The sequence below is a fragment of the Labrys sp. 22185 genome (assembly GCF_052045555.1).
Classification (GTDB): Bacteria; Pseudomonadota; Alphaproteobacteria; order Rhizobiales; family Labraceae; genus Labrys; species Labrys neptuniae.
On the sequence record NZ_JBQEPH010000014.1, the window covers coordinates 130,246 to 150,840 of the forward strand.

The 20,595-nt window shown below is 62.2% G+C and carries 19 protein-coding genes; 17 read left to right on the plus strand and 2 right to left on the minus strand.

From position 1 onward, the window contains the following. Window positions 1-2: 2 nt before the first annotated feature. Window positions 3-1,484: an aldehyde dehydrogenase family protein gene (locus ACTJKX_RS24170; RefSeq protein WP_440726777.1), complete on the minus strand. Its 1,482-nt coding sequence runs from the start codon at window positions 1,482-1,484 to the stop codon at window positions 3-5. A 276-nt stretch (window positions 1,485-1,760) separates the two neighbouring features. On the opposite strand from ACTJKX_RS24170, the gene ACTJKX_RS24175 reads away from it, so the two are divergent. The 13 genes from ACTJKX_RS24175 to ACTJKX_RS24235 all read left to right on the plus strand — a co-directional run bounded on the left by ACTJKX_RS24175 (window position 1,761) and on the right by ACTJKX_RS24235 (window position 15,599). Further along, window positions 1,761-2,903, plus strand: a complete 1,143-nt coding sequence (locus tag ACTJKX_RS24175; RefSeq protein WP_440726778.1) for a fumarylacetoacetate hydrolase family protein — start codon at window positions 1,761-1,763, stop codon at window positions 2,901-2,903. 221 nt (window positions 2,904-3,124) lie between these two features. Continuing rightward, window positions 3,125-3,886 carry an SDR family NAD(P)-dependent oxidoreductase gene (locus ACTJKX_RS24180; protein ID WP_440726779.1) on the plus strand — a complete coding sequence of 254 codons (762 nt, stop codon included), beginning with the start codon at window positions 3,125-3,127 and terminating at the stop codon, window positions 3,884-3,886. A 190-nt stretch (window positions 3,887-4,076) separates the two neighbouring features. After that, window positions 4,077-5,474, plus strand: a complete 1,398-nt coding sequence (locus tag ACTJKX_RS24185) for an FAD-binding oxidoreductase (RefSeq protein WP_394314949.1) — start codon at window positions 4,077-4,079, stop codon at window positions 5,472-5,474. Between the two features lie 286 nt (window positions 5,475-5,760). Continuing rightward, entirely contained in the window at window positions 5,761-5,997 is a 237-nt protein-coding gene (locus ACTJKX_RS24190; RefSeq protein WP_394314948.1) for a hypothetical protein, read from the plus strand. 202 nt (window positions 5,998-6,199) lie between these two features. Beyond that, the gene (locus ACTJKX_RS24195) at window positions 6,200-7,357 is read left to right on the plus strand and encodes a transporter substrate-binding domain-containing protein (RefSeq protein ID WP_440726780.1); all 1,158 of its coding nucleotides are present in this window, start codon (window positions 6,200-6,202) and stop codon (window positions 7,355-7,357) included. Then, a complete protein-coding gene (locus ACTJKX_RS24200) occupies window positions 7,357-8,013 on the plus strand; it encodes an ANTAR domain-containing response regulator (RefSeq protein WP_440726781.1) in 657 nt (218 codons plus the stop codon). Before ACTJKX_RS24195 ends, ACTJKX_RS24200 begins: the two co-directional genes overlap by 1 nt. Before the next feature lie 22 nt (window positions 8,014-8,035). Then, entirely contained in the window at window positions 8,036-9,277 is a 1,242-nt protein-coding gene (locus ACTJKX_RS24205) for an urea ABC transporter substrate-binding protein (protein ID WP_311940256.1), read from the plus strand. A 117-nt stretch (window positions 9,278-9,394) separates the two neighbouring features. Continuing rightward, entirely contained in the window at window positions 9,395-10,267 is an 873-nt protein-coding gene (locus ACTJKX_RS24210; protein ID WP_440726782.1) for an ABC transporter permease subunit, read from the plus strand. Between the two features lie 17 nt (window positions 10,268-10,284). Beyond that, window positions 10,285-11,349, plus strand: a complete 1,065-nt coding sequence (locus ACTJKX_RS24215) for a branched-chain amino acid ABC transporter permease (protein WP_367626346.1) — start codon at window positions 10,285-10,287, stop codon at window positions 11,347-11,349. Next, complete coding sequence (locus ACTJKX_RS24220; RefSeq protein WP_311940251.1) at window positions 11,349-12,065, plus strand: ABC transporter ATP-binding protein; 717 nt, start codon at window positions 11,349-11,351, stop codon at window positions 12,063-12,065. Before ACTJKX_RS24215 ends, ACTJKX_RS24220 begins: the two co-directional genes overlap by 1 nt. Continuing rightward, a complete protein-coding gene (locus ACTJKX_RS24225) occupies window positions 12,058-12,765 on the plus strand; it encodes an ABC transporter ATP-binding protein (protein WP_440726783.1) in 708 nt (235 codons plus the stop codon). The genes ACTJKX_RS24220 and ACTJKX_RS24225 overlap by 8 nt, the downstream gene beginning before the upstream one ends. Window positions 12,766-12,790: 25 nt before the next feature. Next, the gene (locus ACTJKX_RS24230) at window positions 12,791-13,795 is read left to right on the plus strand and encodes an acetamidase/formamidase family protein (protein ID WP_440726784.1); all 1,005 of its coding nucleotides are present in this window, start codon (window positions 12,791-12,793) and stop codon (window positions 13,793-13,795) included. A gap of 85 nt (window positions 13,796-13,880) precedes the next feature. After that, window positions 13,881-15,599, plus strand: coding sequence for a nitrilase-related carbon-nitrogen hydrolase (locus ACTJKX_RS24235; RefSeq protein WP_440726785.1), 1,719 nt, complete (start codon window positions 13,881-13,883; stop codon window positions 15,597-15,599). 133 nt (window positions 15,600-15,732) lie between these two features. On the opposite strand, the gene ACTJKX_RS24240 is transcribed toward ACTJKX_RS24235, so the two are convergent. Beyond that, window positions 15,733-17,115, minus strand: a complete 1,383-nt coding sequence (locus tag ACTJKX_RS24240; RefSeq protein WP_440726786.1) for a PLP-dependent aminotransferase family protein — start codon at window positions 17,113-17,115, stop codon at window positions 15,733-15,735. Between the two features lie 306 nt (window positions 17,116-17,421). Between ACTJKX_RS24240 and ACTJKX_RS24245 the strand changes: the two genes are divergently transcribed. Genes ACTJKX_RS24245 through ACTJKX_RS24260 form a run of 4 tightly spaced genes read left to right on the plus strand, consistent with a single transcriptional unit; the run spans window position 17,422 to window position 20,588 of the window. Next, window positions 17,422-17,904, plus strand: a complete 483-nt coding sequence (locus ACTJKX_RS24245) for an MSMEG_0572/Sll0783 family nitrogen starvation response protein (protein ID WP_311940241.1) — start codon at window positions 17,422-17,424, stop codon at window positions 17,902-17,904. Window positions 17,905-17,960: 56 nt separating this feature from the next. Beyond that, complete coding sequence (locus ACTJKX_RS24250) at window positions 17,961-19,004, plus strand: Nit6803 family nitrilase (protein ID WP_440726787.1); 1,044 nt, start codon at window positions 17,961-17,963, stop codon at window positions 19,002-19,004. Continuing rightward, window positions 18,931-20,049, plus strand: a complete 1,119-nt coding sequence (locus tag ACTJKX_RS24255; RefSeq protein WP_415085365.1) for an MSMEG_0568 family radical SAM protein — start codon at window positions 18,931-18,933, stop codon at window positions 20,047-20,049. Before ACTJKX_RS24250 ends, ACTJKX_RS24255 begins: the two co-directional genes overlap by 74 nt. Continuing rightward, window positions 20,046-20,588 carry an MSMEG_0567/Sll0786 family nitrogen starvation N-acetyltransferase gene (locus ACTJKX_RS24260; RefSeq protein WP_440726788.1) on the plus strand — a complete coding sequence of 181 codons (543 nt, stop codon included), beginning with the start codon at window positions 20,046-20,048 and terminating at the stop codon, window positions 20,586-20,588. Before ACTJKX_RS24255 ends, ACTJKX_RS24260 begins: the two co-directional genes overlap by 4 nt. Window positions 20,589-20,595 lie beyond the last annotated feature (7 nt).

Consider the following 20,595-nt stretch of genomic DNA (forward strand, 5'->3'; position numbering starts at 1 on the left):
GCTCAAGCCCCCACACCGTGATGCAGCCGGACATGCTTGAAATTGAAGTATTCAAGCAGCCCCTCGCGACCATGTTCATAACCGACACCGCTCTGCTTACGTCCCCCATAGGGAGCGTTCATGATCCCGGCATCGACATTGTTGATCGCTACATTGCCGTAATCCAGGCCCGCAGACAGGGTCTGGATCTCGGTCAGGTCGCGTGCATAGACATAGGAAGCCAATCCGTAGGGCGTGTCATTGGCCAAGGCGATCGCCTCGGACAGCTCGTCGTAAACGGCAACACCGACCAGCGGGCCGAAGGTCTCCTCGGTCATCACCAGCATCTGGTGCGTGCAGTCGGCCACCACGGACGGACGGAAGAAATGCCCCTTGGCATAGTCGGCGCCCTCGGGCGCCTTGCCGCCCGCGACCAGTCGTGCGCCCCTGGCCAGTGCGTCGTCCAGATGTGCCCGCGTCTTGGCCAGCGGCTCGCCCGAAGCCATCGCCCCCAGATCGGCGTCGGGCCGTTCGAGCCCATTGTGGACGCTGAGCGCCTCGGCCGCCCTGCCCAGTCCCGTGAGGAAGTCCTCATAGACGGAGCGGTGGACATAGATGCGGTTGATCGCGATGCAGATCTGGCCGCAGTTTCGGAAGCTGCGCCGCGCCGCGCCCTTGACCGCTGCCGCGACATCGGCGCTTGCCGTCACGACCATCGGACAGTTGCCGCCGAGTTCCAGGGACAGGCGCTTCACCTGCGGGCAGCTTTGCTGGATATGCAGGCCAACCGCACTCGATCCGGTGAAGGCGATCTTGTCGACCTGAGGGTGCTCCACCAGCGCCTGTCCGACCTGCGACCCCTTGCCCGTCAGCACATTGACCACCCCTGCCGGGATTCCCGCCTCGGCGCATTTGGCGGCAATGGCGAGCGCGGTGAACGGCGTAATCTCGGCGGGCTTGATGACGATCGTACAGCCCGACGCCAGGCTCGCGCAAAGCTTCCAGCCCACGAGCTCGGCCGGATAGTTCCACGGAGTGATGGCGCCAACCACGCCGATCGGCTCGCGTACGACGAGGCTCTGGAATCCAGGCTGGTCGTTCGGGATGATCTCGCCATGAACGCGAGTGGCTTCCTCGGCATAGAAATGACAGGCCTCGGCGAGCTTGAGGATCTCGCCTTTTGCCTCGTTGACGGGCTTTCCCTGCTCGGCCGTCATGATCCTTGCCATCGCCAGAGCATCGGCTGCGATCGCATCCCCAAGCCGATGAAGCGCGGCCGCGCGCACCTTGGGCAGCTGCCTCGCCCAGGGACGGAAAGCACGGCGTGCGGCGAGGACGGCTTCCTCGACCTCGGCCTTCGTTGCCGCGGCGATCTGGCCGATGATCTCGCCTGTCGCCGGGTTCTCGACGGGAAGACGCCCGCCCCCGCCTTTTCGGAACGCACCTTCAATGAAGAGCATGCCATCCATCTGGGAAATCAGGTCGTAGGGGCTCTGGTTTGTCATGACGTATCTTCGCCACCTCCCGCTGTGAGCTATCGCTGCCCGTGCCCAGAGTGATATAGCATCACTACATATTGGCAAGAGAAATCTTGGAGGAGGGGCTGACAAAATGGCGAAGAGCAGAAACAGATATTTTATACAAATAATTGATTATATTAGATTAAATTCATTTACCCGTATAGCCGAAGGAAGGGGAGAACGCCGGGCACCTCTCTCAAAGCGCTTGACCAATGTCTTCCGCTATATGTAGTTTTGCTAGATATAACGAGGAAACGTTCAATGCTGCCCACTTCGCCCGAAGCCGGGAAACTCGTTGGCCGCGTATGGCGGCCAGGCAAGGGCCCTTCGATCGTCATACTGCGCGACGGTACCCTCATCGATGTGACCGAGAGCGTGGTCTCCATGGCCGATTTTCTTGATACCGATCCTGCGGGTCGCTTCGATGCTCTCACCGGCGAGGCGATCGGAGTGCCGCAGGACCTGCTCCTCGATCCGGCCGAGATGGGCTATCATTCGAACCGCCCTTGCCTCCTCGCCCCGGCCGACTTCCAGGCCCTGAAGGCCTGCGGGGTGACCTTCGCGCAAAGCATGGTGGAGCGCGTGATCGATGAGCGTACGTCCGGCGATCCGGGCCGCGCGGACGAACTGCGCCGGCGGATAGGAGCGGCAATCGGCGGGAGCCTGTCGAACATCGAGGCGGGTTCGGCGAAGGCCGCGGAGGTAAAGGCCGCGCTGATCGCCGAAGGGCTGTGGTCGCAATATCTCGAGGTGGGCATAGGCCCGGACGCCGAAGTCTTCACCAAGTCACAGTCAATGTCGGCCGTGGGCCCGGGCGCACAGATCGGGGTGAACCGGATCTCGAACTGGAACAACCCCGAACCCGAAATAGTGCTGGCCGTCGACAGCAAGGGCACTATCCGCGGCGCGACGCTCGGCAATGACGTGAACCTGCGCGACGTCGAGGGACGGTCTGCCCTCCTTCTCGGCAAAGCCAAGGACAACAACGCCTCCTGCGCCATCGGTCCATTCATCCGGCTGTTCGACGACAACTTTACGCTCGCCGATATCGAGACTGCGACCCTGACCATGTCGGTTGCGGGAACAGACGGCTTCCGCATGTCGGCACATTCCAACATGGCGGAAATCAGCCGCAAGCCCGCCAGTCTGGTCTCGCAGACATTGAACAAGTCCCACCAATATCCGGACGGCTTCATGCTGTTTCTGGGGACCATGTTCGCGCCCACGCAGGATCGCGCAGAAAAGGGTTCGGGCTTCACGCACGCAAAGGGCGATGTCGTGGCAATCTCGACGCCGCTTCTGGGCACGCTGCAAAACACTGTCGTCTACTCCGACGAAGCAGCACCATGGACCTTCGGCACGCGTTCGCTCATGCGCAATCTGGCAGGGCGAGGACTGCTTTGAGCCGCGGGCGAGCCAGACTGTCCGACACCCCGGGCCCTTGGAAACTCCCAGCGTGAACGAGGGCCGTCACGCCCTCTTTGCTGAATGTCAGGGCTGCCGTTCGGAGGAAACCCGCGCTGCGAGTCTGCGGGTTATAGCCATGCCGAACCGCGCTGCCCTGCTGCCTCGCACGCTGATGGCAGCAAGCCGTCACCCTGTCTGCCAAGCCGATGGAGGAACGAATGGACTATAGGGCGAAGTACGATCTGATGGGCAAGCTTGCGCTGGTCACCGGCGCAGGACAAGGGATCGGAGCCGCTATCGCCGAGGCGCTCGCGGCGACCGGAGCCGAAGTGATCTGCACCGACATCAAGCGCGAGCGGGCACAAGCCACCGCACTCGATCTGAGTTCCAGGGGCCACAAAGCACGGGCGGAGGTTCTGGATGTCACCGACAGCGCGTCGATCGACGCATTGGCGAGCGCCTTGCCCCCGCTTGACATATTGGTCTGCAACGCGGGGATCGTGACCAACACGCCCGCCGAGGACATGACCGACGCGGAATGGGACCAGGTCATTGCCGTCAACCTGACAGGCGTGTTTCGCACCTGCCGCGGGTTCGGCCGGCGGATGCTGGAGGCCGGGACGGGCTCAATCATCAATATCGGCTCGATGTCCGCCCAGATCGTCAACATCCCGCAGCCGCAATGTCACTACAATGCCTCGAAGGCAGGCGTGCACCACCTGACAAAATCATTGGCGGTCGAATGGGCCAAGCGCAGCGTGCGGGTGAATGCGGTCGCACCCACCTATATCGAGACGCCGCTCCTGCATGGTCTCGAGAACCAGCCTGGCTTGGTGTCGCGCTGGCTCGACATGACGCCTGCCGGGCGATTGGGGCAACCTTGTGAAATAGCCTCCGTCGTTCAGTTCCTGGCCTCGGATGCATCGAGCTTGCTGACGGGCTCAATCATCAACGCCGATGGGGGCTATACATGCATTTGAGAACTCGTTGCCTTGGCGCTGGCCCGGATGAACCTTCCTCACGCAGCTCGATACCCTTGTCCTGCCTGCCGCCCTGCCGGCATCGGTCGAACCGCAACGCCGTGGAACCACCGGAAATCCCAAACGCGATGGCGACTATGCGCAGCGCGACGTAGACCACCTGACACCCCCTCTCCCAGGCGAACCAGCCATGCCCCCCATCGATGACCATCTGGCCATTTTCGATCCTGTCACCGATCCCGACCAGGCCGAGCGCTATCTCACCGACTGGCCGCGCGATGCGAAGGGACGGGCTCGCGCTATCCTGCGCCCACGCACCGTCGAGGAGGTTGCGCAGATTGTGCGTCTATGCGCTGCCGCCGCCATTCCTGTCGTACCCCAGGGCGGCCATACCGGGCTTGTCGCAGGTGGGGTGCCTTCGGCTGACGGCACAGAAGTGGTCGTCAGCCTGGAACGGCTGAACCATATCCGCGAAATCGACCCGGCCAACTTCTCGATGACGGTGGAGGCAGGCTGCATCCTCGCCAATCTCCATGCCGTCGCCTCCGAGCATGAGCGCCTCTTCCCCCTGGCGCTCGGCGCCCAGGGAAGTTGTCAGATCGGCGGCAACGTCGCCACCAATGCCGGCGGCCTCAATGTGCTGCGCTATGGCATGACGCGCAATCTCGTGCTCGGCATCGAGGCCGTGCTGCCGGACGGGCAGATCTGGAACGGCCTGAGGAAGCTGCACAAGAACAACACCGGCTACGACCTCAAGCAGCTTCTCATCGGTTCGGAAGGCACACTCGGCATCGTCACGGCGGTGAGCCTGCGCCTCTTCCCCAAACCGACGCAAGTGGAGACGGCCTTCCTCGCGGTAGAGAACCCCGCAGCTGCCGTCGCGCTCTACGGACTTGCCCGGCGAGATCTCAGCGACCTGCTCTCGGCGTTCGAGCTCATCGGCCATGTCGGCGTGGAACTCGCGCAGGAGGCAACGCCGGATTTGCGCCATCCCCTGGAAACCAGATCCTCGCACTATGTGCTGATGGAGGCCTCGGCCAGCGGCCTGGTCGACCTCTCTGCCCTGATGCAACGCTTTCTTGAGAGCGCGATGGAAGCAGGCCATGTCCTCGACGGCACGGTTGCTGCCAACAGCGCGCAGGCCGGTGCGCTCTGGCGCATCCGCGAGGACCTGGTGGAGGGGCAGGCCCGCCGCGGCCGTCATCTGCGCACAGATGTCTCGGTGCCGATTTCGGACATCGCCGCCTTCCTCGCCAAAACGGATGCTGCGCTGGCGCAGGTCGAGCCCAACGCCATTCCCGTAGCCTATGGACATGTCGGCGATGGCAACCTCCACTACAATGTGCTCCCGCCGCCTCACATGGCAGAGGGCGACAAGCCAGCTTTTCTCAAGCGGTGCGAGCAGGTGGTCTACGCCGCCCTGCCTGAATTCGCAGGCTCGATCAGCGCCGAGCACGGGATTGGCCGCGCCAAGCTTGGCTCCTACCTCAAAGGCCTGGCACCTGAGGAGAAAGCCCTGACGGAAGGCGTTAAGCGTCTCTTTGACCCCAAGGGCATCATGAGTCCGGGACGGTTGTTTGAGGTGTGAAGAAGTCCGCTCCGTCATATGCCGCACAGGAAGTTGACTTCCGCAATTGGTTGCGCGGCATGGGTACTCGGATTTGAACCTATGATCGCAAGCGCTTCCTTTTTCTTGCACATTAGAGAAAAATGACCTTTCCCCGAATCGCCATTTTTCTTTAATTATTTGTTTTTACATGCTTTCTTAATCGAAGAACTCATCAAAACTTCCTAAACGCCGATATAATATATTATTTTCAGGCCCGGTTCCTGCAACGCATAAAGTCGCACAGCGGTTTTATTCATAAAAATCCGTGGCAATTACTGTATATTCGCGACCGAACAAGGTCGATGACCTCGTCACCAAGCCGCGCCGCTACCGCCTGAAGAACGACGCCTTCCAATCCGCCGCCTCTCCCCACGTCGCCATCAAGCACTTCATCAGCGAGCATAGTCAGCCGTCCCAGCCCTTTGTCTGGCGTTCCGATCCCGAGCGGCTCATCGCCGCCGGCAGATCGGGCGGCAAGTGCCGGAACCAATCCGGCAGATAAGAAGCCGCGCCGACATTTAACGACTTGACAAATGATCAAATCTAGAGGAGCCTAATTTTAGAGCGCTGGGCAGAGCTGCCTATTTACGCGCCACATCTGATTACATTTCCAACAGGCGAGTGCGCTCTGCACGCGTATGGTTGGTGGCACGGACGCCCACGGCAGACCAGCCGCTGGGCGTTTTTTGTTTTGGAATGGGCTTATGTCGGCAACAAGGCATCGCATCGGAGTAATGTTCTCGACGACCGGCTCCTATAGCGTGGTCGCGCGCTCCATGCTGAACGGCGCCTTGCTGGCCTTCGAGGAAATCTCCCGGTCCTTTCCGGATCTCCGGCTCGAGCCTGTCGTGGTGAACCCCGGAGGTGACCTGGCACGCTATGCCGAGCATAGCCGGCAAATGACCAGCGACGGCATACGTCATGTGATCGGGTGCTATACGTCATCGAGCCGCAAGGAAGTGATCCCCTGTTTTGAAAAATACGATGCCCTGCTGTGGTATCCCTCACACTATGAGGGGTTCGAGACCTCGAACAATGTCATCTACACGGGCGCTTCACCCAACCAGCACGTGCTTCCGCTCGTACGCTACATGCTGGCCAATATCGGCTCGAACGCCTTCTGCGTCGGATCGAACTACATCTGGGCCTGGGAAAACAACCGCATCTTTCGCGAGGCCATGACGGCACAGGGCGGCAGAGTTCTGGCGGAACGCTATGTCGCCATCGGCGACACCGAATTCGGCCAGGTCGTCGACGCGATCCTCTCGGCCCGTCCCGATTTCGTGTTCAACAACCTCATCGGTGAGAGCGCCTATGCTTTCTTCCGTGCGTTTCGATCAGCTTGCCAAGCCCGCGGCATCGATCAGGCCGCGCAGATCCCCATCGCCAGCTGCACGCTCTCCGAACCGGAACTGGAGGAGATCGGCCAAGAAATGGTCGATGGTCATCTGAGTTCGTCTGTCTATTTCTCCTCACTGGAGACTCAAGCGAACAAGGCATTCACCAAGGCCTATGACCGGTCCTTCCCAAATGGCCCGGCCACATCGGCCGATGCCGAGGCCTCCTATATCGCCGTGCAGTTGCTGGCACGCGCATTGTCGGCGGCAGGTACGGACGAGGTGTTCGCCGTCAAGAACGCCGTCGCTCGCCAGAGGTTTACAGCACCGCAAGGCGAAGTCTGGATCGATCCTCAGACATTCCATGCCTGGCTCACGCCACGCATCGGCCGCTCGAACCGAAAGGCGCGCCTTGATGTGATCGTCGAGGAGGCCGGCCCCATTCAGCCCGACCCCTACCTCGTTCAGTCCTCGCCACGATATGCCGTTGTCTCCCACACGCCAAATTTGAGGATCGCAAAGTGATGGTTGCTCGCCTCCTCCAGAACTTCAACGGCAGCAGGGCCCTGATCGTTACCGCCAACCGCACCGCGGTCGAAGCTCTCGAAACAACGCTCGCGAAATTGGGAGTGACCAGCGAGTTCCTCATCGTCGCCGATGGCCGCGTCGACTTCGACATGACAAGCTTGAAGCAGGAGCGGGATATCCTCTTCGTGGACGGCGATCTGGACGGCACTCTTCCCCTGGAGACCGAGGGTGATCCACGCCTGCCACCGGTGCCAGTCATCGGGCTGGTGGGCGTGGAGGCACCGAGCCGGCTCAAGCGTCTTGTCAATCTCGGTGCGACGGCCTTCCTGCGCAAGCCGGTGCACAGCGCAGCCATCTACACCGCACTGTTCCTGGGCGTGAATCAGTTCCTGCTGCGCAATGATATGCAGAACCGCCTCGACGACATGGAGCGACGACGGCGTGGCCGCCGCTCGGTGATCAAGGCCGTGCTGACGCTAACGACACAGACCGGCATCGATGACGATGAAGCCTACAACCGGCTGCGGCGCGAAAGCATGCGTTTGCGGATCAGCCTGGAAGAATACTGCGAGGAGTTCCTCGGCAGATGGGCGACAACGCCCAAAATAACGGTGCGCGAAGGGCCCTCCGGCCGGCGGGCCGAGACAAAATAAGCGTCGACAGAGGAGAACTCACATGACTGGGAAGACCAAAAGGGGGCTGCGAGCCGCAACCCTCACAGGGACACTTTTGCTCGGCATGTCCCAAGCGCTCGCAGCCGACCCGATAAAGCTCGGCGTACTGGAAGATCAATCAGGCGACTTCGCCGTCGCCACCATCGGCAAGGTTCACGCGATCCAACTGGCCACCGACGAGATCAACGCCAAGGGCGGCATCGCGGGGCGCCCGCTGGAACTGGTCGTCTACGATACGCAGTCCGACAACACCCGCTACCAGGAATTCATGCGCCGGGTGCTGCAGCGAGACAAAGTCGACGCTGTCTTTGCCGGCTTCTCGTCGGCTTCCCGCGAAGCCTATCGGCCGATCGTCGACCAACTGGACGGATTCGCCTTCTACAACAACCAGTATGAAGGCGGGGTTTGCGACGCCCATATGATCGTTACCGGGGCGGTCCCCGAGCAGCAGTTCTCCACACTCATCCCCTGGATGATGGAGAAGTACGGCAAGAAGGTCTACACCCTCGCCGCCGACTACAATTTCGGTCAGATCTCCGCCGAATGGGTGCGCAACATCGTCAAGGAGAATGGCGGCGAGATGGTCGGCGAGGAGTTCATTCCGCTCGGCGTCTCGCAGTTCTCGCAGTCGATCCAGAACATCCAGAAGGTCAAGCCCGATTTCGTGGTGACACTCCTGGTCGGCACGGCCCAGGCCTCCTACTACGAGCAGGCTGCGGCAGCGAATGTCGGCTTGCCGATGGCGTCCTCGGTGAATGTAGGCCAAGGCTATGAGCACAAGCGCTTCAAGCCGCCGAGCCTGAAGGACATGTATGTCACCACCAACTACATCGAGGAGATCGACTCGCCTTCGAGCAAGGATTTCGTCGCCAAGTTCAAGGCGAAGTTCCCGAGCGAGCCCTATGTGAACCAGGAGGCCGAAAACTCCTACCTGGCGGTCTATCTCTACAAGCAGATGGTTGAACGGGCCAACGGCTCCACCAAGCGTGACGACTTGCGCAAGATCATTGCGCAGGGGGACGTGTGCATGGATGCGCCGGAGGGCAAGGTGTGCCTCGACCCCAAGAGCCAGCACATGTCCCACACGATCTATCTGGCGAAGGTCGGGGCGGACCATTCCATCACCTTCCCCAAGGTTTGGCAGGACATCAAGCCCTACTGGCTGGGCGATGCCGGCTGCGATCTCACCAAGAACGATCCGCAGGCGCAGTACACCCCGTCCAATCCCCCTCCGAAATCTTGAAGCTAGGCAGCAACTGTCTGGCCTGGAAGAAGCGCCGCTCCCGTAGCGGCGCCCATTCCAGGTCCCTCGTCCGCCTTGCAGGCGGCCTGGATCTCGAAATCAGGGTTGTTCCTCCCGATGGATGTCGGCACATTTGTCTTTTCCTCGCTCTACCAGTTCGGCGACGCATTCGCCTTCCTGGTTCTCTCCGCCTGCGGCCTCGCCGTCATCTTCGGCATGATGGGCGTGATCAATCTCGCCCACGGCGAATTCATCATGTGCGGCGCCTATGTCACGGTTTCCGCGGCTCATGCGGGGCTTCCCCTTCCCTTGGCCATCTGCGTGGGTACCCTGGTGTCGGCGGCCGTGGGGGCCTTGGTGGAAATCGTCATCATCCGCCATCTCTACCACCGGCCGCTCGACACCATCGTCGCGACGTGGGGCCTGAGCCTGATCGCCACGCAAGGCACGCTGATCGTGCTTGGGTCGACGATGATGGGAGTCGGGACGCCTCTCGGCAGCTTTCAGATGGCGAGCTATTCCTATTCCCTCTATCGCGTCGTGCTCTTCTTCATGGCGATCGGGGTGCTTGTCGGCCTCTATGCCCTGTTCAACTGGACACGTTTCGGGGTGATGGCCCGGGCCACGATCCAGGTACCGCACATGGCGGCCGCTCTCGGTATCGATACGCGTCTGGTCTACAGCCTGACGTTCGCTTTGGGAGCAGGCCTGGCCGGACTGGCCGGCGGGCTCTATGCGCCGACGATGACGCTGGTGCCGACCATGGGCACGACCTTCATCATGGAGGCCTTCGTCACGGTGGTCGCCGGCGGCGCTGACGTCTTTCTTGGAACGGCTCCGGCCGCGGCCATCCTTGCCATCGTCAAGTCGGGCATGACCTCCTGGCAGGGCCAGCTCTTCGGGCAAATCGGGCTGCTGATCGCCGTCATCATCGTGATCCGGGTTCTGCCCAAGGGCATTTCCGGCTTCATCCTGCGCGAACGAGCCTGAGACCGGGAGACGGGCATATGAACAGTCTCCTGCGTTTCCTGGGCTGCCTCGAAGGTCCACAGACGATGGGAAGGGGTCCGTCATTCTGGATCGGCTTCCTCATGGTGTTGGCCGCGGCATGCGCCTACCCGGCCTTCAGCGATGGCTACACGGTCGGTAACACGGTCTATTTCTTCACCTGGGCCTTCATGGCCCTCGGCCTCAGCCTCATCTGGGGCTATGGCGGTGCCTTGAGCTTCGGACAGACGGCCTTCTTCGGCATAGCCGGCTACAGCTATGGCATTCTCACCATCAATTTCGGAGCGAACTACGGCTTTACCCTGATTGCGGTCGTACTGGCAGTCGCCCTCGCGGCCTTCTTTGCTGCCTTGCTTGGCTATTTCCTCTATTTCGGCCGCATTACAGGGGTCTTCCTGGGCATCGTCACGCTTTCGGTAACGTTGGTGCTCGAGCGCTTCATGGCACAGACGGCCGGCCCGGAATGGCACATCGGCAAGGCTCGCCTCAACGGCTTCAACGGCATGAGCAACATGCCTGCTCTGACCATTCCCTGGCCTGGCGGCAATATCGTGCTGTTTCCCGACATCGGCCTCTATTATGTCGTGCTTGGCCTGCTCGTCGTGACCTATCTGGGCCTGCGCATCCTGGTGAATTCGCGCTTTGGCAACGTGCTCGTCGCGATCCGGGAGAACCCCGAACGGGCGGAAATGCTCGGCTACGACATCCGCAAGTATCAGCTGGGCGCCTTTGTGATAGGGGCGGGTCTCGCAGGGCTCTCCGGCGTCCTCTATACCAGTTGGGGCCAGTACATCACGCCATCCAGCATGGGCATGACGGCGGCTGCACTGCCCGTGATCTGGGTAGCCGTCGGCGGACGCTCCGATCTGACCGCCACTCTCGTGGGCACCCTGGTCGTGCTGTCGGCATTCCAGACTCTCACGATCTACGGCAGCCAGTATGCCCTGGTCGTCATGGGCTTGCTGCTCGTTCTCACTGTCCTGATCGCACCGCGAGGTCTCGTCCTGTCCGGCGCCGATCTGCTGGGGCGCCTCCTGCGCGGACGCAAGGAAGGAGGAGCCTGATGCCGATGCTCGAAACGCGGGCCCTCAACAAACATTTCGGTGGCCTGCACGTCACCAACAATGTCGATCTTCGCCTGGAAACCGGCGAGGTGCATTGCCTGATCGGCCCGAACGGTGCCGGCAAGAGCACATTGTTCCGCTTGATCCTCGGCGAGCATGTTCCGAGCGATGGACACATATTGCTGGCGGGAGAGGACATCACGACCCTCAAGCCGTTCCAGCGGATCCGCCGCGGCATGAGCGTGAAATTCCAGGTGCCCGGCATCTTCAAGGCACTGAGTGTCCGCCAGAATCTCCAGATCGCCATGCAGCATCATTTCGATCCGTCCGCCCTGGCCGGTGAGATCGACCGCCTCCTGGAATTCCTTAATCTCGGCTCGGAGGCGGCCCAGGCCGCCGGCAATCTCAGCCACGGCCAGAAGCAATGGCTGGAGATCGGCATGGCCATCAGTCTCAAGCCCCGGCTCCTGCTCCTGGACGAACCGACGGCAGGCATGTCGCCGGAGGAGACCCACGCCACCGGCGAGATGGTCAAGCGCCTGAATGCCGACGGCATGACCGTTCTGGCAGTCGAACACGACATGGCTTTCGTCCGCCAGGTCGCCCACAAGGTCACCGTTCTCCATCTGGGGCAGGTCTTTGCCCAGGGCTCGATCGACGCGATTGTCGCAGACGAGCGAGTGGCGGCCATCTATCTGGGACAAGCTCATGCGTAAGGAAGTCCTGCTCTCCACTCTCGGACTTCGTGCCGGCTATGGCGGCAAGCCCGTCCTGCAGGGCCTCGATCTCGAAGTGCACGAGGGCGAGATCGTCGCCGTCATCGGCCGCAACGGCGTGGGCAAGTCCACGCTGATGAAGAGCCTGATCGGCCTGGTCCCCGTCATGGACGGCTCGATCATCTATCGCGGTACGCCCATCAACGATCTGCCTGCCCACAAAAGAGCGCGACTGGGCATCGGCTATGTGCCCCAAGGGCGGGATGTCTTTCCCCGCCTGACGGTCGCCGAGAACATGGCAGTGGGTGCGATGCGCAAACCAGCCAACGCCGGCAGCGGGCGCGTACTCGACTATTTCCCGATCCTGCGCGAGCGCTGGAGCCAGCGTGCAGGGACCATGTCGGGAGGGCAGCAACAGCAATTGGCCATCGGCCGCGTGCTGATAGCGGAACCTTCCCTGATCCTCCTGGACGAACCCTCCGAGGGCATCCAGCCCAACATCGTCCAGGACATCGCCAGCATCATGGTCGAACTCAACCGGGCGACCGGCGTCACCATCGTCCTGGTCGAGCAGAACATCGACATGATCCGGGCCATGGCACAGCGCTGCTACGTCATGGACAAGGGCCGCATCGTCGCGGCGCTCGATCGGGAATCCCTCGCGGACGGCGAGGCCATGCGCCGCCATCTCGCCGTGTGATCCACACCTCGAAAAGGAGAAGACTATGTCATCGACCCAGACGCCGTGGCTCGACCAATCCATCATGGCGCGCAAGGGCGTCGCCAAAGGCAAGACGGGAGCGTCCCACACCATCACCGAAACCGACCAGGGCAAATACCATTACGTCTACGGTCCCTATGTCGATCCCGTGCTCTCGGTTGATCCCGGCGCCGTCATTTCCGCGGAGACACACGACGCCTTCGAGGGACGTATCCGGCATGAGACCGACAAACCCACGCAGATCCTCAATTTTCCCTATCTGAATCCGCAGAATGGGCCGATCTTCGTGAATGGCGCGGAAAAGGGCGATACGCTCGCCGTCTACATCAAGAGCATCGTGCCGCGAGGTCCCCAGCCATGCGGTACGACGCTGATCATGCCCGAATTCGGCGGGCTGGTGGGGACGGCCGACACCGCGCTACTCAACCCGCCCCTGCCCGAGCGCGTCAAGAAACTCCACATCGATGCCGAGACGGGCACGAAGTGGAACGACAAGATCACCCTGCCCTATGAACCTTTCATCGGCACGATCGGCACTTCACCGGAGATCGAGGCGATATCGGCCCTGCAACCCGATTATTACGGTGGCAACATGGATCTGCCCGATGTCGGCGTAGATGCGGTGATCTATCTGCCCGTCAACACAAAGGGCGCCCTTCTCTATCTCGGCGACTGCCACGCCGCGCAAGGTGATGGCGAGCTCTGCGGTGTCGCGATCGAGCATCCGACCGTCACCACCGTGCAGGTCGACCTGATCAAGAACTGGACCATCAAGTGGCCGCGCCTCGAGACCAGGGATTTCATCATGACCATCGGCTCCTCCCGGCCAATGGAAGATGCCGCGCGCATCGCCTATCGCGAGTTGGTTCGCTGGATGGCGACCGACTACGGCTTCGAAGACATCGATGCCTATATGCTGCTGACCCAGGCTGGGCGCGTTCGTCTCGGCAACATGGTCGATCCCAAATATACGCTGGGCGCTTCCATCAAGAAGTCCTTCCTGGGCTGACGCCCTCCCCATCCTGCCAGATCCCAACCGGTTGCGCGGCGCGTATCCGCGCGCCGGACGCCATAGTCCTGCCCGAAGGTGCCAGATGCCCATCCTCCACAAGGTTGCCACCGTCCAGTTCGAGCCGACGATGTTCGAGAAGGAGCGCAATATCGCTGGCCTGATTGCCCTCGTGACCGAGGCGGCCGAGGCAGGGGCCCGCCTGATCGTCACGCCGGAAATGGGGACTACCGGATATTGCTGGTTCGACCGGGCCGAGGTCGCCCCCTTCGTCGAAACCATTCCCGGCGCCACCACCGCGCGTTTCGAGGCCATCGCCCAGGCCCATGACTGCTACATCGTGATCGGCATGCCAGAAATCGAGCCTTCGAACAGGCTCTACTACAACGCTGCGGTGCTGATCGGACCGGACGGTGTGATCGGCAAGCACCGCAAGACGCATCCCTACATCGCGGAACCCAAATGGTCCGCGCCCGGCGATCTCGGGCACCAGGTCTTCGAAACGCCGATCGGACGCATCGCACTCCTGATCTGCATGGATATCCATTTCATCGAGACCGCGCGCATCGTCGCACTGAAAGGAGCCGACGTCATCTGTCACGTCTCCAACTGGCTGGCCGAGCGCACACCGGCACCTTACTGGATCAGCCGCGCCTTCGAGAACGGATGCTATCTGATCGAGTCGAACCGCTGGGGACTGGAGCGCACCGTCCAGTTCAGCGGAGGGAGTTGCGTGATCGGGCCTGACGGCTCGATAGCCGCAATCATCGATGCGGGCGACGGCATTGCCTACACAACGATCGACCTCGAACTGGCGCGCGACCACGACGTGCTGGGGCGGAAAGTGCTCGAACAGCGCCGACCCGAATTCTACAAGGAACTGCCAACAACCACCTATGCCTGGAACCCGCTGGATTTCTTCGGCCTCTATGGCCATCGTCCTCTCCCGCCTGGCCGCAAATCCCGTGTTGCAGTCGCGCAATTCGCTCCCTCCGACGATGTGGGAGATAATCTGGCACGCATCGAGGCGATGGTCGTCGCCGCCAGGCACGATCGCGATGCAGACCTCATCGTTTTTCCCGAGCGCTCGATCACCGGACTGGGGCACGGCCTCGCCGAGAGCGTCTCCGGGCCTGCCGTGGAGCGTCTGCTCTCGATAGCGGCACGGGAGAACATCTACATCGTAGCGGGTATGGCAGAGAGGGCAGGCGGGCGCATCCACAATGCGGCGGTGCTCGCCGGTCCCGAAGGGCTCATCGGCAGCTATCGCCAGATCCATCTGACATCCGAGGACCATGGCTGGGCAACGCCAGGGGAGGACTGGCGGGTCTTCGACACGCGGCTGGGACGGCTGGGCCTCCTGATCGGCCATGACGCGATGTTCCCCGAGGCAGCGCGCATTCTGTCACTGCGCGGCTGTGATCTGATCGCATGTCCAGCTGCAATGCGGGAGCGCTTCTACGCCGGTCACCCTGGTTCGGCGATACGTCAGAGCTATCCGATCCCGACAGGGGCAGACCCCAGCCACTGGCATCATTTCCGGGTGCGGGCCGGTGAGAACAATGTCTTCTTCGCCTTTGCCAACATTGCCGATGAACTCAACGGCTTCCCCGGCAGAAGTGGCGTATTTGGTCCCGACACATTCGAATTCCCCCGACGCGAAGCGAATGCGGGGCCGGGCACTTCGCTCGTCTGCGCAGATATCGACACCAGCAATCTGGACAGCCGTTACCCGACCAATGTGGTACGACGTAAGGATATGATGGCAATGCGCCTCCCCCATCATTATCTCGATCTCGTATAGCGCCTGGACAATTCCCAGGACGTACACCGGAATGTAGACGGCGCTATTCGCAGCGTGCCCCAAAACTGCAACTGTCGCAGCCGAAAGCCAATCGGTCAGCCAAATCGACGGCATTTCTCCATTGGATGGAATGCTAGAAGAAAGCTGCGGCAGTTTGCGGCGATCCCTCGAGCGCGTGAGCCATGAACTCCAATCCAGCACGCAGCCGCTCGCGGCCTATCGGTCCGCCCAGACCGACGCGCACGATCTCGCTTGGCTCACCTGCGACGGTGAAGACATCGCTCACGACCACGCCGATACCGGTGCGGCGGACATAGCTGGCAAAAGCCGATCGCGTCCAGCCATTGCCCAGCGGCAACCAGATGTTGAAGCTCAGGGGATCGGAGAGATAAGTGCCCGGTTCGAAGAATTGCGATGCCAGCCTCTCGCGAGCGGCGGCTTCCGCGCGGATGAAGCGCAGGATAGTGTCGGCCGTGCCATCCTCGATCCAGCGCGTAGCCACGGCGACCGTCACCGGCGAGGCCATGACGGAGAGGGCTCGCAGCGCCGCGCTGAAGGACCAGCCGGCGCGCGCATCGGGCGCCACCACATAAGCAAGGCGCAGACCTGCACCGATGCATTTGGCCAGTCCCGCTATGTGCCAGCAGATGTCCGGCGCAATCGCGGCCAAGGGCGGCGGCCCGTGGGTTGGAATGAAGCCATAGGCATCGTCTTCGATGATCGGCAGCCGATGCCGGCGCGCCACGGCGCAAATCTCGGAACGCCGCCTTTCGGGAATCGTAATCGTCGTGGGATTCTGCAATGTCGGATTGAGATAGAGCGCCTTGGGGCGATGACGCTGTACGGCCTCCTCGAGAGCCTCGGGCAGGATGCCGTCTCCATCGGTTTCGAGGCCGACGAGATTGAGGCCAAGCTGTGCGGTGATGGAGCGCACGCCAGGATAGGTGATCGCCTCGGACAGTACCGTATCTCCCGTTCTCGCGAGCAGGCTGAAGATGCCGACGAGGGCGGCATGTGCACCTGGCGTGACGAAGATTCGCTCTTGGGCAGGTACCAGGGCACGACGGCCGAGCCAGGCGGACGCCGCATCCTTGTCCATCGGCGCGCCCCCGAACCCCTGATAGCGCAGCAGCGGCAACAGATCCCGGGCGACGCTGACGAAACCATCCTGCATGCGGGCGACGAGTTCGGGATCGTCGGGCTCGGGCGGCATGTTCATCGAGAAATCGGCAAGCTGCTGGCGCCGCGGGTCGCCATCGTCCCGCAGGGTGGCATTGCTGCGCACGAAGCTTCCGCGCCCGACGATCGACTCGATCAGCCCGCGTTTGCCTGCCTCGACATAGCCGCGCGCTACGGTGGTAAAGTCAATATCCAATGCTGCGGCGAGCTTGCGCTGAGGCGGGAGCCGCGCGCCCACCGCGAGGATTCCCTGTGCGATGTCCTGCGCGATGGCGTCGGCAATCGCAAGATAGAGCGGGCCGTCGCCGCGAACCAGGTCGGGTCGCCAATCCTTCATGCAAGTCTCCAGTCGCCTGACAAATTGACTGTATATTGAATGCCTCCTTACTTGTCATCTGTCAATTTAGAAAAAATTGACTGCATCTTAGCAGGAAAGGCTCCTGTTGGAATCCGAGGCATTTTGAACCGAATATACGCACAGATTTCAGTTTCATTCAGGCATATCAAGAGAAAATTGATAGTAAAATTGAATGCATTTTATTGCCTTTCTGCAAATAATTGACTGTTTCAATGTTGGCACGATGATTGCCTTGCAGGGAGAGCGACCGCCGAGGGGCGCGTCCTGCCCATAGAGGAGTTCAGCATGCCAGCCGTCACCAAGCCCGCGCACCAGAAGGGCGATTATTTCGTCGACTACGAGCAGAAGCTTTTCGAAGACGTCAAAGCCGGACCGGGCGAGAAGGCCCTCGTGACCTTCCACACCGTGGCCTTCGAAGGCTCCATCGGCTTCGTCAACCTGCTGCAGGCCACGCGCCTCAAGCGCAAGGGCTTCGATACCTCCGTCCTCCTCTATGGGCCCGGCGTGACGCTGGGCGTCCAGCGTGGCTTTCCCAAGCTCGGGGACGAGGCTTTTCCGGGGCATCTCAACTTCAACAACCAGATCGAGAAGTTCCTGGCCGAGGGCGGCAAGGCCTATGCCTGCCGCTTTGCCCTGCAGGCCCTCTATGGCCATGGCGAACCCTCCCTCATTCCCGGCATCCAGCCGATCAGCCCGCTCGACGTGCTCGACCTCATCCTGCTCCACCGCAAGGACAACGCCTTCATCCTCGACACCTGGACGTTGTGAGGCACCGCGCCGGCGGGCCCGCCCCGCCGCCCGACCAATCGAGCGGAGGATCAGGAATGACCGCAAAGACATCGATAAGGGCAGCTGCCGTGCAGATCGCGCCTGACCTCGCCTCGCGAGAAGGCACCATCGCGAAGGTACTGAACGCCATCGCGGAGGCGGCCGGCAAGGGCGCGGAACTCGTGGTATTTCCCGAGACCTTCGTGCCCTGGTATCCCTATTTCTCCTTCGTGCTCCCCCCTGTGCTCACCGGCAAGGAGCATTTGCGCCTCTATGAGCACGCCGTCACCGTCCCTAGCCCGGCCACCGACGCCGTGGCGGCCTCTGCCCGGCAGCACGGCGTCGTCGTGGTCCTCGGCATCAACGAGCGCGATCGCGGCTCGCTCTACAACACCCAGCTCGTCTTCGATGCCGACGGCACCCTGCGCCTCAAGCGGCGCAAGATCACGCCAACCTTCCACGAGCGCATGATCTGGGGCCAGGGCGACGGATCGGGCCTGGCGGTGGTCGACACTGCTGCCGGGCGCATCGGCGCCCTCGCCTGCTGGGAACATTACAATCCCCTCGCCCGCTACGCCCTGATGGCCCAGCATGAGGAAATCCATATCGCGCAGTTTCCCGGCTCGCTGGTGGGACCGATCTTCGCCGAGCAGATCGAAGTCACCATCCGCCACCACGCGCTTGAAAGCGGCTGCTTCGTCGTCAATGCCACCGGCTGGCTGACGCAGGCCCAGATCGCCTCGATCACGCCGGACGAGGGCCTGCAGCGCGGCCTCACTGGCGGCTGCATGACGGCAATCGTCTCGCCCGAGGGCCGGCATGTCGTGCCGCCCCTTACCGAGGGCGAGGGCATTCTCCTGGCCGACCTCGACATGAGCCTGATCCTCAAGCGCAAGCGAATGATGGACTCGGTCGGCCACTATGCGCGCCCCGAGCTCCTGCACCTTGTGCTCGACGGCCGCGCCGCCAGCCCCCTCGAATTCGCCGCCCCCCTTGCCGAACAACCCGATCCGAGGAGCCTGTCCGATGGAGAACCGAGCAACCCTGCCGGCGACGCAGCTGATCAACGAATTGCAGTCCTTCGGAGCGCGGCTGGTTGATCCGAAGGCCGGACATGAAAGCCGCAGGGGCGGCGCCGGACCATCCGACCACAAGGCCATGACCATCGACGGCATGACCGTGATGGTACCCGTCCACACCGCTCCGGCCTTCGAAAGCCCTTATCTCGTGGAAAAGCCCGATGCCTTGGGCCGAAGCCGCATCAGCCGGGAGGGTCGGCCTGTCGGGCAGGTCACTTTCCCGCTGCGGCCGCGCTTCTATGACCTGACCACGGCCGACGGTATCCCCTATTCCAAGATCGCGGTACTCCACGGCCGAGATGTGCTGGCTACGACCGTGCTGCAGACCTGCATTCGCTATCAGAGCCGCACCAAGACCTGCCAATTCTGCGCCATCGGCCAGTCCCTCGCCGCCGGTCGCACCATCGCGCATAAGACGCCGGCCCAGCTGGCGGAAGTGGCGAAGGCAGCCGTCGAACTCGACGGTGTCAGGCATATGGTAATGACGACGGGCACTCCGCGCGGTGAGGACCGCGGTGCTGCAGTCCTCGCCGACAGCGCGCGAGCGATCAAGGCTGCCGTCGACCTCGCGATACAGGCCCAGTGCGAACCACCGGAGGACGACGCCTGGCTCGCCAGGCTGCGCGAAGCGGGTGTCGACGCGCTCGGCATGCATCTTGAAGCGGTCACCCCGGAAGTCCGCGCACGCATCATGCCCGGCAAGGCGCAGGTATCGATCGATAAATACATGTCGTCCTTCGCCGCCGCCGTGCCGGTCTTCGGCCGTGGCCAGGTCTCGACCTATATCCTGGCCGGGCTCGGCGACACGCCGGAGGCTGTCCTCTCGACCTGCGAGAAGCTGGTGGCGATCGGCGTCTATCCTTTCGTGGTGCCCTTCGTGCCGATTTCCGGCACCCCGCTCGAAAGCCACCCCACGCCGCCGCCCGCCTTCATGCACGCCATCCTCGCCCCCCTGTCGGCGATGCTCGTGAAGGCCGGCCTGAAGGCCGCCGACATCAAGGCCGGCTGCGGGCGCTGTGGCGCCTGCTCGGCGCTTTCCGCCTATGAGAAGGGACTGGCGAAATGATCTTCGAGCCATTCAAGCCGTTCGTCGCCAGCGAGTTCCAGGTCAAGTTCGCCACGCAGGGCTGGGAACGTGTAGGGGCCAAGGCGCTGCGGCGCGCCGTCTTTTGCGAGGAACAGGGCCTGTTCGGGGAGGATGACACCGACGCCGTCGACGCATGTGCCATTCCCATCGTGGCACTCTCGATGCTGGCAGTCACCGCCGACCGGGTCGTCGGCACGGTCCGCATCCACGAGGAGACGGACGGTGTCTGGTGGGGCTCACGCCTTGCCGTCGCTGCCGACTATCGCAAGGTCGGTGCCCTTGGTGCCTCTCTCATCCGCCTCGCGGTCTCATCAGCCCATGCGAGAGGGTGCCGGCGCTTTCTTGCCCGTGTGCAGGAGCAGAATGTGCTGTTCTTTCGCCGGCTGCATTGGCGCAGCATCGAGGAGATCGAACTCCTGGGTCGCCGGCATCATCTGATGATGGCCGACCTCGATCACTATCGCCCCTTCGAAAACGCCGAGCAGGGCTTTCGCGCCCTTGCCCGCAAGGCTGCTTGAGGAGGTA